This is a genomic window from Flavobacterium sp. UBA7682, assembly GCF_002482945.1.
In the GTDB taxonomy this organism is placed as follows: Bacteria; Bacteroidota; Bacteroidia; order Flavobacteriales; family Flavobacteriaceae; genus Flavobacterium.
Window position 1 is genome coordinate 1 of record NZ_DLGY01000051.1, and the last position, 13,807, is coordinate 13,807.

General features: G+C 37.1%; 12 protein-coding genes. 10 read left to right on the forward strand and 2 right to left on the reverse strand.

The features are described 5' to 3' along the window. Positions 1–460: 460 nt before the first annotated feature. The 10 genes from thrS (at position 461) to B3C16_RS15960 (ending at position 11,862) form a co-directional block, all read left to right on the forward strand. Positions 461–2,407 carry a threonine--tRNA ligase gene (gene thrS, locus B3C16_RS15915; RefSeq protein ID WP_291133277.1) on the forward strand — a complete coding sequence of 649 codons (1,947 nt, stop codon included), beginning with the start codon at positions 461–463 and terminating at the stop codon, positions 2,405–2,407. A 76-nt stretch (positions 2,408–2,483) separates the two neighbouring features. Further along, positions 2,484–2,984, forward strand: coding sequence for a translation initiation factor IF-3 (gene infC / locus B3C16_RS15920; protein ID WP_199717202.1), 501 nt, complete (start codon positions 2,484–2,486; stop codon positions 2,982–2,984). A gap of 29 nt (positions 2,985–3,013) precedes the next feature. Further along, positions 3,014–3,211, forward strand: a complete 198-nt coding sequence (gene rpmI, locus B3C16_RS15925; RefSeq protein ID WP_011921545.1) for a 50S ribosomal protein L35 — start codon at positions 3,014–3,016, stop codon at positions 3,209–3,211. A gap of 177 nt (positions 3,212–3,388) precedes the next feature. Further along, a complete protein-coding gene (gene rplT, locus B3C16_RS15930) occupies positions 3,389–3,733 on the forward strand; it encodes a 50S ribosomal protein L20 (RefSeq protein WP_121313103.1) in 345 nt (114 codons plus the stop codon). Between the two features lie 122 nt (positions 3,734–3,855). Next, positions 3,856–4,266, forward strand: a complete 411-nt coding sequence (locus B3C16_RS15935) for a hypothetical protein (protein WP_121313102.1) — start codon at positions 3,856–3,858, stop codon at positions 4,264–4,266. A gap of 64 nt (positions 4,267–4,330) precedes the next feature. Further along, complete coding sequence (locus B3C16_RS15940) at positions 4,331–4,744, forward strand: hypothetical protein (protein WP_291133280.1); 414 nt, start codon at positions 4,331–4,333, stop codon at positions 4,742–4,744. A gap of 234 nt (positions 4,745–4,978) precedes the next feature. After that, a complete protein-coding gene (locus B3C16_RS15945) occupies positions 4,979–7,897 on the forward strand; it encodes a M16 family metallopeptidase (protein WP_291133282.1) in 2,919 nt (972 codons plus the stop codon). A gap of 179 nt (positions 7,898–8,076) precedes the next feature. Beyond that, positions 8,077–10,686 (forward strand): zinc-dependent metalloprotease, encoded by a 2,610-nt coding sequence (locus B3C16_RS15950; protein ID WP_291133284.1) that lies wholly within the window; start codon positions 8,077–8,079, stop codon positions 10,684–10,686. 90 nt (positions 10,687–10,776) lie between these two features. Further along, positions 10,777–11,349, forward strand: coding sequence for a Crp/Fnr family transcriptional regulator (locus B3C16_RS15955; protein ID WP_291133286.1), 573 nt, complete (start codon positions 10,777–10,779; stop codon positions 11,347–11,349). Between the two features lie 78 nt (positions 11,350–11,427). Further along, positions 11,428–11,862 carry a carboxymuconolactone decarboxylase family protein gene (locus B3C16_RS15960; RefSeq protein ID WP_121313097.1) on the forward strand — a complete coding sequence of 145 codons (435 nt, stop codon included), beginning with the start codon at positions 11,428–11,430 and terminating at the stop codon, positions 11,860–11,862. Between the two features lie 53 nt (positions 11,863–11,915). Here B3C16_RS15960 and B3C16_RS15965 read toward each other — a convergent pair whose 3' ends face one another. Then, entirely contained in the window at positions 11,916–12,761 is an 846-nt protein-coding gene (locus tag B3C16_RS15965) for an isoaspartyl peptidase/L-asparaginase (protein ID WP_121313096.1), read from the reverse strand. A 92-nt stretch (positions 12,762–12,853) separates the two neighbouring features. Beyond that, positions 12,854–13,726, reverse strand: a complete 873-nt coding sequence (locus B3C16_RS15970) for a cyanophycinase (protein WP_121313095.1) — start codon at positions 13,724–13,726, stop codon at positions 12,854–12,856. Positions 13,727–13,807: the final 81 nt, after the last annotated feature.

Here is a 13,807-nt window from a genome sequence, read left to right on the forward strand (position 1 = left end):
TCTTCTTATTATATCGCCTCTCTTGCGGTTAGCGGGTGCAAAAGTAAGTAACTTTTTTATTCTGGCAAGCTTTTTTGAAAATATTTTTAAATTAATTTTCTCCCAACTTGTTACTCCAGCTTTTCAATGAACTCCCTCTCTTGCGGGGTGCAAATATAAAAACTATTTTTCTCCCAATCCAAATAAAAACAACCCTTTTTTGAACTTTTTTTTAACCGTCTGATAACATGAATTTTACAAATGCAGTTCGCCAATAGTTTTATAAATCCCTGACAAACGAAACCAAAAGCCACCCCTTTAGCCCCGATTGAAACGGCGCCGTGCAGAGTGAAAAGCGGGAATTGCCATAACCAACAAAGACCAAACCTTTCGCTACTAATAAATCTTTCCTACTATTATACTATATATATTGTATGTGTTTTGTTAATCTCCTATATTTGCAGTCCATAAAATTTTAGGAATGATAAAGATTACACTACCTGACGGTTCGGTTAAGGAGTTTGAGAAAAATTCAACTCCAATGGATGTTGCAAGAAGCATCAGTGAAGGATTAGCACGAAATGTGATTTCGGCTGCTTTTAATGGTACAACCATTGAAACAGAAACAACATTAACGACCGACGGTTCTCTTATATTATATACATGGAATGACGCAGCTGGTAAAAAAGCTTTTTGGCATTCGACTTCGCACGTGATGGCGCAAGTATTGGAAGAAAAATTTCCGGGCATCAAATTAACCCTTGGGCCTGCGATTGACAATGGGTTTTATTACGACGTAGATTTTGGCGATAAAAAAATCACTGATGCTGACTTCAAGTCCATTGAAGACCGTGTATTGGAAATCTCAAGAGAGAAACACGAATTTAAAATGCGTTCGGTTTCTAAAGCAGAAGCTTTGGAAGTCTATAAAAATAACGAGTACAAAACTGAATTGATTTCGAATTTAGAAGACGGAACGATTACATTTTGTGATCATGCCAACTTCTTTGATTTGTGTCGCGGTGGTCATATTCCAAATACCGGAATTATCAAGGCGATGAAAATCATGAGCGTTGCCGGTGCTTACTGGCGCGGTGATGAAAAGAACAAGCAGTTGACTCGTGTTTACGGAATTTCGTTCCCTAAACAAAAAGACTTGACGGATTACTTAGAATTACTGGAAGAAGCGAAACGTCGTGATCATAGAAAACTAGGGAAAGAATTAGAATTGTTTGCTTTCTCTCAAAAAGTAGGTCAAGGTTTGCCATTGTGGTTGCCAAAAGGCGCTGCTTTAAGAGACAGACTAGAACAATTTTTGAAAAAAGCACAGAAAAAAGCAGGTTACGAACAAGTAGTAACGCCACATATCGGGCAAAAAGAATTGTATGTCACTTCGGGTCACTATGCCAAATACGGCGCCGATAGCTTTCAACCGATTCACACACCGGCTGAAGGCGAAGAGTTTTTACTAAAACCAATGAACTGCCCTCATCACTGTGAGATTTACAACAACAAACCTTGGTCGTACAAAGATTTACCGAAGCGTTATGCCGAATTCGGAACGGTTTACCGTTATGAGCAAAGTGGTGAATTACATGGTTTGACTCGTGTTCGTGGCTTTACTCAGGATGATGCGCATATTTTCTGTACACCGGATCAATTAGATAGAGAATTTAAAAATGTAATCGACCTTGTATTATATGTATTTGGTTCGTTAGGATTTGAAAACTTTACGGCTCAGGTTTCGTTAAGAGACAAAGAAAACAGAAATAAATATATCGGAAGTGATGAAAACTGGGAAAAAGCGGAACAAGCCATCATCAATGCAGCCAGCGACAAAGGTCTGAATTATGTAATTGAATATGGCGAAGCGGCTTTCTATGGCCCGAAATTGGATTTCATGGTCAAAGATGCTTTGGGCAGACAATGGCAATTGGGAACGATTCAAGTAGATTACAATTTACCGGAGCGTTTTGAATTGACTTATAAAGGTGCGGATGACAAATTACACCGTCCGGTGATGATTCACCGAGCGCCATTTGGTTCTATGGAACGCTTTATCGCTATTTTACTGGAACATACGGCTGGAAATTTCCCACTTTGGCTAATGCCGGAGCAGGCTATTATCTTGTCTTTGAGTGAGAAATATGAAAATTATGCGAAAAAAGTTTTAGAATTGCTAGAAAATCACGAAATTCGCGCCCTAATTGACAACCGCAACGAGACGATTGGAAAGAAAATCCGAGAGGCAGAAGTTCAAAAAATGCCGTTTATGCTGATTGTTGGTGAGGAAGAAGAAAAAAACGGTACGATTTCTGTACGTCGTCACGGACAAGAAGGAAAAGGGAATATCACGGTTACAATTGACGAATTTGCGAGAATTGTAAACGAAGAAATTGCCAAAACATTAAAAACATTTGAAGTTTAATTTAAATAAGTAAGCCATAGCAATTAGAAACAACAGAGGTTACCAACCTCGAGTAGAAAAAACAGCAGCCCACAGAATTAACAATTTAATCCGTGGTGTAGCAGAAGTTCGTTTAGTAGGAGAAAATATAGAACCGGGAGTGTTTAAGTTTTCCGATGCAATGCGTCTCGCAGAAGAGCAAGAAGTAGATTTGGTTGAAATTTCGCCAAATGCGGATCCGCCTGTATGTAAGTTAATGGATTATGGAAAATTCATTTATCAACAAAAGAAGCGTGATAAAGAATTAAAAGCAAAATCAACGCAAATCACCGTTAAAGAGATTCGTTTCGGACCTCAAACTGATGAGCATGATTATGAATTTAAAAGAAAAAATGCAGAAAAGTTCCTAAAAGAAGGCTCAAAATTAAAAGCTTTTGTGTTCTTCAAAGGACGTTCGATCATTTATAAAGAACAAGGTCAAATCCTATTGTTGCGTTTAGCACAAGATTTGGAAGAATACGGAAAAGTAGAAGCAATGCCTGTATTAGAAGGAAAGAGAATGATTATGTTCATTGCTCCGAAGAAAAAAGGAAAGTAAGTAAGTTAAATTAAATAAACTAGGAAAAGATGCCTAAAATGAAAACAAAATCCAGTGCTAAGAAGCGATTCAAAGTAACTGGCTCTGGAAAAATCAAGAGAAAACACGCTTTTAAAAGTCACATCCTGACTAAAAAATCTAAAAAGCGTAAATTGGCTTTAACTCACTCTGCGTTGGTTCACAAAACAGATGAGAAAAGTATCAAACAACAATTAAGAATTATCTAAATAAGGGATAAGTGAAAAGTAAAGAGGGATAAGTTTTAAAACTTTTGCCTTATGCCTTTTCCCTTTAAACTTTTTAAATTCTTTAGGTTAAAAAATTATTTAAAATAACCTTGGAGTATGGCTTTAAAGTTCCCTTGATTCAATTCGGGACGCCTGCTACAAAAAAACAGAAAAATTATGCCAAGATCAGTAAATTCAGTTGCTAAAAGAGCAAGAAGAAAAAAGATAATGAAGCAAGCCAAAGGTTTCTTTGGTCGTCGTAAAAACGTTTGGACAGTTGCTAAAAACGCAGTAGAAAAAGCCATGTGCTATGCTTACCGTGATAGAAAGCAAAACAAAAGGAACTTCCGTTCACTATGGATCACGCGTATCAACGCCGGTGCTAGATTGGAAGGAATGAGTTACTCACAATTCATGGGATTGGTTAAGAAAAACGGTATCGAATTGAACCGTAAAGTATTGGCTGATTTAGCAATGAATCACCCGGAAGCTTTTAAAGCTGTTGTGAAAAAAGTAAAATAAACGTTTGTACAAACTCAATTTAACTTACTTACATAGAAAAATCCCAATCGAAAGGTTGGGATTTTTTTTATAACTATTTTTATTACATTTGGAGTCTAACCTTTTAACCATAATTCCTAAATATGAAAACAAAATCTTTTTTTAAGCCTTTATTATTACTCTTTGTTTGCGTTAACTTACTGAGTAGTTGTTCTAGTGATAGTAGCTCTTCCGGTGGCGATGTTACACAACTATTTGATAAATGGTGGTACGATACTAATGATTTCACTGCTGATGTGTATTTTAATAGTAACGGAACCTATCAACAATATCTAAATTTTGCAGGCGCCGGATTTTCAAATACAGGAACATGGACTTGGGAAAACGAAAGTCAAAAAATAATGAAAGTTTCATATGAAACCGGACCAAACGCAGTAACTGAAGTCTTGTTCAAATTCTCAAACATACAAGAAAATAGTTTTACAGTAAAACAATCCGTTGATGACGGAGCCACATACAGTCAACCTGTCAACTATTCTGATACAGACGAATAACATTTATCCCAATCGAAAGGTTGGGATTTTTTATTATTTCACATATATTTGACAAAAAAAAGCCATGAAAACAAAATCGTTAATCAAAACATTGTTCTTACTACTTACTGTCACTTTGGGCAGTAGTTGTTCCAAAGAGAACAGCACTGCTGACGGAGATGTCAGCTTATTGTACAACAGATGGTGGTACGAAAGTAATAATACAAATCCGGCTCCAGATTTGTTTTTTAATTCCACAGGCGCCTACCAACAACACCAAGTGATTTCAGGTGTTAGCGTTTTTTATAACGGTACTTGGACCTGGGAAGACCAAGACCAAAAAATTATGAAAGTCATTCACGACAGCGGAACCGGAACGACAACAACGCTTTGGTTTCAATTTTCCGGCATACAGGAAGGTCGTTTTAAAGTCAAACAATCCTCTGACGGCGTCACCTTCTCGAACACCACTTTGGTATACTTATTTACCAACGAATAAAACCAAGTCCCAACGCATTGTTGGGACTTTTTTTATGGCGTGACCACAAGGGTCGCGCTGTCCGCAGTACACGGTACTTCGCTCCCATCGCTCACGCGACAACTTAGACTTCAAGTTGACCAATAAACAATCTTCTTCTTTATCATCAACAGCCAATCATACCAACTCATTTTAACATTTGTTTTTAAAAATAAAACATTTGTTTCCCTATTTTTGGACTAAACTAAACCATTTATGAAAAAAACAATTCTAGTTAGTTGTTTGCTGCTCGCAGTAACTACAATTAAAGCACAAAGTTTTTCCACAGAAAAGAAGCAAGATAGTCAAGGCTATACTTATGAAACTGTAAAAAATGACAAAACAGGCGTTAGAGTTTACACCCTGAAAAACGGCCTAAAAGTCTATTTAGCCCAAAACACTGACGAACCAAGAATTCAAACTTATATTCCCGTAAGAACCGGTTCCAATAATGATCCTGCGGACAATACAGGATTAGCACACTATTTAGAGCATATGGTTTTTAAAGGAACCAGCAAAGTTGGAACGCAAGATTGGGCAACCGAACAAAAACTCATCGCTCAAATTTCAGACCTGTACGAACAACACAAAGCCGAAACCGATCCTGAAAAAAAGATTGCCATTTACAAACAAATCGATCAAGTCTCTCAAGAAGCTTCTAAATATTCAGTAGCCAATGAATATGACAAACTCATTTCATCGCTTGGCGCCAAAGGAACAAACGCACACACGTCACTCAACGAAACCGTTTATAAAAATAACATTCCCGCTAATGAATTAGAGAAATGGATGATTGTAGAAAAAGAACGTTTCTCCGAATTGGTGTTGCGTCTTTTCCACACCGAATTAGAAGCCGTTTACGAAGAATTCAACCGTTCGCAAGACAACGATGGTCGTTTAGTAAACTTCGAATTAATGGCTGCCTTATTTCCGGATACGCCTTATGGTCAACAAACCACAATCGGTAAATCGGAACATTTAAAAAATCCTTCCATGGTCGCTATTCACAACTATTTCGACATGTATTACGTCCCGAATAATATGGCCGTAGTATTGGTTGGTGACTTAGATTTCGATAAAACCATCAAAATGGTGGACAAATACTTTGGCACATTCCAATACAAAGAATTGCCAATGAAGAAAAAAGTGGTTGAAAAACCAATGACAGCTATCGTTTCGAGAGAAGTTAAAAGTCCTACTGCAGAACGTTTGAACATGGCTTGGAGAACTTCGGGCGACGGAACCAAAGAAGCACAATTGGCCGAAATGGTAGCCGAAATATTGTCAAATGCCGGTGATGTTGGTTTAATAGACATCAACATCAACCAAAAACAATTGGCCCTGAATGCCGGTGGCTTCAGCACTACTTTCAACGAGTATGGCTATTTAGGCATGAGCATTACGCCTAAAGAAGGTCAAACATTAGAAGAAGCAAGAGACTTACTGCTTTCTCAAGTAGCTAAAATCAAAAAAGGTGAATTCGACGAGTGGATGATTCAAGCCATCGTAAACAATATGAAAGTGAATCGAATGAAAGCTTATGAATCAGGCGATGGATTAGCAACAAGCTTATACCGCGTTTTTATTCAAGGCAGAAGTTGGGAAGAAAATTTAGCCGAAATCAATGAGTATTCAAAAATCACCAAAGCCGATATCGTAAAATTTGCCAACGAATTTTTCAAAGACAACTACGTAATTGTTTACAAAAGAAAAGGTGTGAATGATAAACTGGTTCGTGTTTCTAATCCAAAAATCACTCCGATTCAATTGAATCGTGAAGCACAATCTGAGTTTTACAAAGATTTTGCCAAGCAAACACCCACTGATTTAGCGCCGGTATTTGTTGATTTCAAATCAGCAATCCAAACCAAAAAGGTAAAAAACACCAATATTAGTTTTATCAAAAACAATACGAACACCATTTCTAGTGTATACTATATCTTCAATATGGGGTCTGACCATGACAAAAAATTACAATTGGCGGCCGGAATGTTAGATTATTTAGGCACTGACAAAATGAGTTCGGAAGACGTGAAAAAAGAGTTCTACAAAATCGGAATCTCTTATTCAGTGAACTTTACTAATGATATGACTTACATATCGCTTTCAGGTTTAGAAAATAATTTACCAAAAGGAATTGCTTTATTGGAAGACTTACTGAAAAACGTAAAACCGGATCAGAAAGTATATCAAACCCAAGTGGAAAGCATTTTAAACGCCAGAAACAATGCTAAAAAACGCAAAGAAAACATCTTAAACGCCTTGGTAAATTATGCTAAATACGGTAAAGATTCACGCTTCAGAGATATCATTTCTGAACAAGAATTAAAAGAAATGGACGTGGCCAAACTAACTGATTTGGTTAAAGGAATGACCAATTACGAACACCAAATTTTCTTCTACGGAACTGATCTAAATCCAATAATAGCAGCTTTAGAAAAGCACCACAATTTGGCGGCCAACAAACCTATTCCGGCACCTAAGCAATATCCTGAACCGGAAACCACCAACAAAGTTTATTTTGCCAATTACGATATGGTTCAAACCGAAATGACCCGAGTGGCTAAAGGCGTAAAATATGATGCTAAAGTAGCAGGAACAGTAAATGTATTCAACTCTTACTTTGGTTCGGGCTTGTCTTCCATCGTGTTCCAAGAAATTAGAGAATCCAAATCTTTGGCTTATTCGGCTCGTGCCAATTATGTCATGGCTAATGATAAAAACCTAAATGATTACATGCAAGTAGCTATCGGAACGCAAGCCAATAAATTACCTCAAGCGGTTGAAGCCATTAATGCTTTATTGTCGGATATGCCCAAAATTGACAAGCAATTCAATAATGCCAAAGAATCAAGTTTGAAACAAATCGCGTCAAGCAGAATAATCAAAACTAGTATTTTCTTTAACCAACTCAACTTGAAAAAATTAGGCTTCGATTATGACATTCGCAAAGACATTTACAAAGACATCCAAGGGTTGACTTTAGACGCTACCAACGATTTTTTCAATAAGGAAGTAAAAACTAAAAATTACAACACCGCCATTATTGGTAAAAAAGAAAGTTTAGACTTTGAAGCGCTCAAAAAATTAGGGCAAATTGAAGAAGTGACTTTGGAAGAAATCTTCAACTATTAAAAGATTTCAAACAGATTATCATATAAAAATCCCAGTCAGATGATTGGGATTTTTTTGTTCCAGAATTTTACCCGTTAAAAAAATCATAACATTTGCTTGACACATCAAATAATGTAGTAAATTGGTTGGTTTTAATTCTAACACTTAACCTTATTCATCAATCTATTAAATTTTAAACTATGAACAAAATTAGACTTACGTTCATTCTTTCTTTAGCAGTTCTTTTGAGTTCAGGTTTGTCACAGGCACAAGACAAATCTAATCGGAAAAAGAAAAATGACAAAGAAGCTGCTGCTGCAAAAGCAGATTCCATTAAAAACAAAAAGCCAGCCAAGGTTTCCATCGCAGACAAGATAAAAACCAGCAAAAAAACGGAAGGCCTTTTTACCATTTACCAAGACACGGTAACGGGAAGCATCCAACTTTTTATCAAAAAGAACCAATTAGACAAAGAGTTTATTTATCAAAGTTATTCGATGAACGGACCAACAATGCTAGGTTTGAACCAAAGCATGCACAGAGCTACCAATATCTTTAACATTAAAAAAGCCAATGACAAAATCGAATTTGGTTTAGTCAACACCAGCTTTTACTACGATAAAAACAATGCAGTCAGCAAAACAGCGGGAACCGACATTGCTGAAGCCATTTTCTTAGCTGAAAAAATTGTAGCCAAAGACAGCACAGGATATTTGATTGCCGCTGATGGCTTATTCCTCAGTGAAAAATTAGATCCTGTAAAACCCATAATGCCTCCCGGAATTCCTCCCGGAGCTGTTTTTAATTTAGGTAATTTCAATGCGGCTAAATCAAAGTACCACAGCGTTCGTTCTTACCCAAACAATACCGATGTTTTGGTTGATTTGGCTTATGACAATCCGGCACCTTTAAATGGTGGTGGCGAAGATATTACCGATGCACGTTATGTTCGTGTTCGCATCCAACATACTTTTCTGGAAATCCCGGTTAACAATTTCAAATCCCGCAGAGATGATCCGCGTGTTGGTTATTTTGGACAAACCATCAATGACCAAACCAGCACAAAACCAACGCCTTACAGAGATATTATTCACCGATGGTATTTGACTAAAAAAGATCCTGTTGCTTTCCTAAGCGAACCGGTTGAACCAATCGTTTGGTGGGTTGAAAATACAACTCCTTTAGAATACAGAGAAACCGTTGTTAATGCCGGAAACAAATGGAACGAAGCTTTTGAAAAAGCAGGTTTTAAAAATGCAGTCGTAATGAAAATCCAGCCGGATGATGCCGATTGGGATGCAGGTGATGTGCGCTATAATGTAATTCGTTGGGTAGCTTCAGCTAATCCTCCTTATGGTGCGATTGGACCAAGTTTTGCGAATCCGCGTACCGGTCAAATTTTAGGAGCCGATATTACAATTGAATGGGCTTCAGGAAGTAATTCTCCTGCTTTAGACGAATTGTTTTCAGGACCTGGTTCAGAATCTAATGCACATCTTGACCATTATTTCCACAATGACGGAACGGCTTGTACATTGGCGAACGAACTTAAAAATCAGTTCTTAATGGGTACAACAATGGCAGAAGCTTATGGAGAAGACGCCGCAACTATGCTAAAAGTACACGAAGAATTTTTATATTATTTGGTATTACATGAAATGGGACATACTTTAGGATTGAACCACAACATGAAATCAAGCCAAATGTTAAGTCCGGCCGACTTACACAATAAAGCCATCACTGAAAAAATTGGTCTTATCGGTTCGGTAATGGATTATCCTGCTATCAACCTTTCTTTAGACAGAAGCAAACAAGGAAATTACTATACTACAAAGCCAGGGCCATATGACCTTTGGGCTATTGAATATGGTTACAAAGAATTTGATGAAAATTCAGAAGAAGAGGAATTAGCCAAAATCTTAAGTAGAAGTACTGATCCTAATTTGACATTTGGAAATGATGCTGATGACATGAGATCTCCGGGTAAAGCCATTGATCCTAGAGTAATGGTTAACGACTTAAGTAGTGATGCTGTTGGAAATGCTGAAGAAAGATTCAAATTGGTGAACAATGTAATGGCCAAATTGAAAACAAAATACAGCAAAACCGGACAAAGTTATGCCGAATTAAGATCGAGATACGGAATGTTAAATAACCAAAGAAGAAACATGGCTGCTGTAGTAAGCCGTTATGTTGGTGGCGTTTTTGTTGACAGAAGTTTTGTCGGTCAAAATACTACTCAAAAACCTTTTACTCCTGTAACGGAAGCCCAACAAAAAAGAGCAATTGATATCTTAAATAAATATGTTTTCGCACCGGACGCTTTCGATGTTGACGTTCAATTGTATCCTTATTTACAATTACAAAGACGTGGATTTAGCTTCTTTTCTTCAACAGAAGATCCAAAACTAAGCGCTATTTATCAATCAATTCAAACAGATGCTACACTAGGTCACATTCTTCACCCAACCACTTTACAAAGGGTTTCGAATTCAAGTTTGTATGGCAACAGCTATTCTGTAGCTGAAGTAATGGGAGATTTAACTAATGGTATTTTCAAAGCGGATTTGGTGGGTAAAGTAAACCTACACCGACAATATCTCCAAACGTATTTTGTCAAAGAAGTAGCTAAAATTGCTGATATCACTGATACTAGAAGCAGACATGACGACATCTCAAAAGCGGCTGCTCGTCAAACGCTGAAGAAAATTAAGTTAATGTTAGCTACGGCGTCTTCCTTAGATGAAAGCACCAGAGCGCACAGAAATTATATTACTTTCTTAATAGAAAATGCTTTAACGATTAAATAATTGATTTGACTTAACAATAAAAAAATCCCAACCGAATGGTTGGGATTTTTACATTTAAAAAGTAACTTTGAGAAACACGAAAATAAAAAAATGCCTGCTCGACTCATTGAACATATCAGCAAAAACATCCAAATTTCGCAATCCGAAATCGAACTTCTCTTAAGTAAGGTGATGGTAAAATCAGTTAAGAAAAAGGAACTGCTTCTGAAAGCCGGTGAAGTATGCAACAACCAAAATTTCATTCTGAAAGGTTGTGCTCGAAATTATATCATCAATGAAAAAGGCGTTGAACAAACACTGCAATTCGGAATTGAAAACTGGTGGATTACTGATTACATGAGTTTTTCTACTCAAAAACCTTCTCATTTTTATATTCAAGCCATCGAGAATTCGGAAATCGTTTCGATTTCCAAAACCAATCTTGATGAACTTTATGCAGCCATTCCCCAACTCGAACGCTATTTCAGGATTGTACTTCAAAAATCTTTTGCCGCTTCGCAAATGCGTATTATGTTTTTATTTACTATGTCTGCTGAAGAGCGCTACCATCATTTCAACAACGTTGTTCCCGAATTTATACAACGCGTACCTCAATACATGATTGCTTCCTATTTAGATTTTTCAGCTGAGTTTTTGAGCAAAATAAGAGCTGGCAAAGTGTAAAAATGTTTTCTTGAAGTAGTTCAAGTTTTTTAGAGAACAGATGCAGGAACTTTGCATAGAACTTTAAAAAACAACAAAATGAATACTAGAATCCTTATGCCCAAAGTAGCACCCGAAGCTTATAACGCCTTACTAGGTTTAGAAAAATATCTGGCTTCTACTTCACTAACTCCAATTCACAAAGAGCTGATAAAAATCAGAGCCTCACAAATAAATGGCTGTGCTTATTGTATCAACATGCACACGACTGATGCTCGAAAATATGGTGAAACAGAACAACGCATTTATCTTTTAAACGCTTGGCGCGAAGCTGATGTGTATACCGAAGAAGAAAAAGCAATTTTGGCTTTAACCGAAGAAGTGACCATGATTAACAACCATGTTTCTGAGGCAACGTATCAAAATGCGGCCAAACTATTTGACGAAAAATATGTAGCCGATATCATCATGATGATTATCACCATCAACTCCTGGAACCGATTAGCGATAAGCACCGGATTGAGAGTTTCTTAATGCTTAACAAAAAATCCCAATCTCTCGATTGGGATTTTTTTATTTTGTAATTATCAATTAAAAACTTCTTCATTCTCGCCATCAAAACTGGCAAAAACCATACTCGGATGGGAATCTTGATGGAAAATATTGCCTTTATTATCAATGGCAATCGCACCGGCAAAACCATCAAAAGGTTTGAGTTCATTAAACGTTTTTTCAAAAGCTTGCGCCAAAGTAAAGCCATCGGTAACACGAGTGACAATTTTAGCTGCAACAGCACCGCTGACAATGTCTTCGCCTACTCCGGTTAAACTTACACCACAAAAGGCATTGGCATAATTTCCGGCCACGGTAGCCGAATCTGAGATTCGTCCCGGAATTTCAAATCCTTTTCCGCCGGTTGAAGTGGCAACTGCAATTTTACCTTCAGCATCTAAAGCCACACAACCAACTGTTCCGGTTCCGGTCGCTGCTAATTTAGCTTCATATTCTGCTCTTCGTTGTGGAATTTCGGTAGAAACTTTTTCAAATCCGTGTTGGCGAGCAAAGTTCGTTGCGCCGCTTCCACCTAAAACTTTATCATCATAATTCAATAAAACCTGAGCCACTTGCACCGGATTTTTGACTTCTTCTATATTAATCACACCGCTCATTTTCATAGACGAACCATCCATCAAAGAAGCACTCATTCTGATTTTACCATCAGATTGAATTTGGGAACCCATTCCGGCATTGAATAATTCATCATCTTCCAATAATGACGTCGCATACACTACCGTTTCCAAAGCTGAATGGTTTTGCAAATAAGCATACGCATCCTTTGCAATACGCAATAACGCTTGCTGTTTCGCCACTTTAGTTTCGTGATTGGTTGACGATTCTGAGAAAAATCCGCCGTGGATAATAATTCTAGACATTTTAGATTGTTAGATTTTTAGACTTCTTAGACAGCTTATACTCTTAGAAAACATCTGATTTTCTAACAATTTAAGAAGTCTAACGATCTAAATTAAACGTATTGTGAAGACTTAATCGTCATTTTAAAAGTAGTCAAATCAAAAGTATCATAAATACTCAAAACGTGCGTCACCAAATGATTGATAGAAATCGGTTGACCTAATTCTACTTGCGTTAAATTAGTATCTTTTATTTCTCTTCCGTCAACTAATATTACCAATCCGGAACCAATGGCTTCCATTTTAGTATTGTGCGTAATCAACAAACCGGTATCTTCTCCTAATCCGATGCCTAAAACTTTAGGGTTTCCGACAACCGATTGGAACAACCGACCTATTCTGCCGCGTTGTACAAAATGCGTATCGATAATGACACCGTCAATTAAACCCAATCCGGAAGTGATTTTTACTTCGCCTTTTAACAAAGCTTCACTACTACTTCCTTGGTAAATCATATTATTAGAAGCCGCAGCAGCACCGGCAGAAGTTCCGGCATAGATAAATTCTTCGTTATGGTATTTGTCTAAAATAATATCATGAAACGGTGTTCCGCCAAGGATTGAAGTCAATCGCAATTGATCACCACCGGTAAACATTACCACATCGGCCGCTCTTAATCTGGCTAAAACTTCTGGATCAGAAGCTTGTTCGCGTCTTTCGATATTGAGCACATCAACATTGTCTGCTCCTAAATAATGAAGGGCTTTCACATACTCCGGTCCAATTTCCCTAGGAATTTTTGAAGCCGTTGTAATGACTTCTATGCGAGATTCTTTTTTATGTTTAGATTCTTCAATTATTCGTTTTAAAATGCCGGCTTCAAAAAAGTTTAAATTCTTTGCCGCACTTTTATCTAAATCGGTTTCAGTGAAACTACCTTTATCAACAGCGCCACCTATTATTATTAATTTTCCACGTATATTCATGTCGGTAAAAATAACAAAATCTTAATACCTACAAAGTCTTTTTTTATCTTTTTGGCGCTAATTTATCAACGACTTATCAAG

What these genes read in the sequence shown, in the direction of transcription:
- B3C16_RS15935 (WP_121313102.1), top strand. Translation starts at nt 3,856, where the DNA reads ATGAAAACAAAATCTTTTTTTAAGCCTTTATTATTACTCTTTGTTTGC.
- B3C16_RS15945 (WP_291133282.1), top strand. Translation starts at nt 4,979, where the DNA reads ATGAAAAAAACAATTCTAGTTAGTTGTTTGCTGCTCGCAGTAACTACA.
- B3C16_RS15965 (WP_121313096.1), bottom strand. Translation starts at nt 12,761, where the DNA reads ATGTCTAGAATTATTATCCACGGCGGATTTTTCTCAGAATCGTCAACC.
- thrS (WP_291133277.1), top strand. Translation starts at nt 461, where the DNA reads ATGATAAAGATTACACTACCTGACGGTTCGGTTAAGGAGTTTGAGAAA.
- B3C16_RS15960 (WP_121313097.1), top strand. Translation starts at nt 11,428, where the DNA reads ATGAATACTAGAATCCTTATGCCCAAAGTAGCACCCGAAGCTTATAAC.
- B3C16_RS15970 (WP_121313095.1), bottom strand. Translation starts at nt 13,726, where the DNA reads ATGAATATACGTGGAAAATTAATAATAATAGGTGGCGCTGTTGATAAA.
- B3C16_RS15955 (WP_291133286.1), top strand. Translation starts at nt 10,777, where the DNA reads ATGCCTGCTCGACTCATTGAACATATCAGCAAAAACATCCAAATTTCG.
- rpmI (WP_011921545.1), top strand. Translation starts at nt 3,014, where the DNA reads ATGCCTAAAATGAAAACAAAATCCAGTGCTAAGAAGCGATTCAAAGTA.
- B3C16_RS15950 (WP_291133284.1), top strand. Translation starts at nt 8,077, where the DNA reads ATGAACAAAATTAGACTTACGTTCATTCTTTCTTTAGCAGTTCTTTTG.
- B3C16_RS15940 (WP_291133280.1), top strand. Translation starts at nt 4,331, where the DNA reads ATGAAAACAAAATCGTTAATCAAAACATTGTTCTTACTACTTACTGTC.
- rplT (WP_121313103.1), top strand. Translation starts at nt 3,389, where the DNA reads ATGCCAAGATCAGTAAATTCAGTTGCTAAAAGAGCAAGAAGAAAAAAG.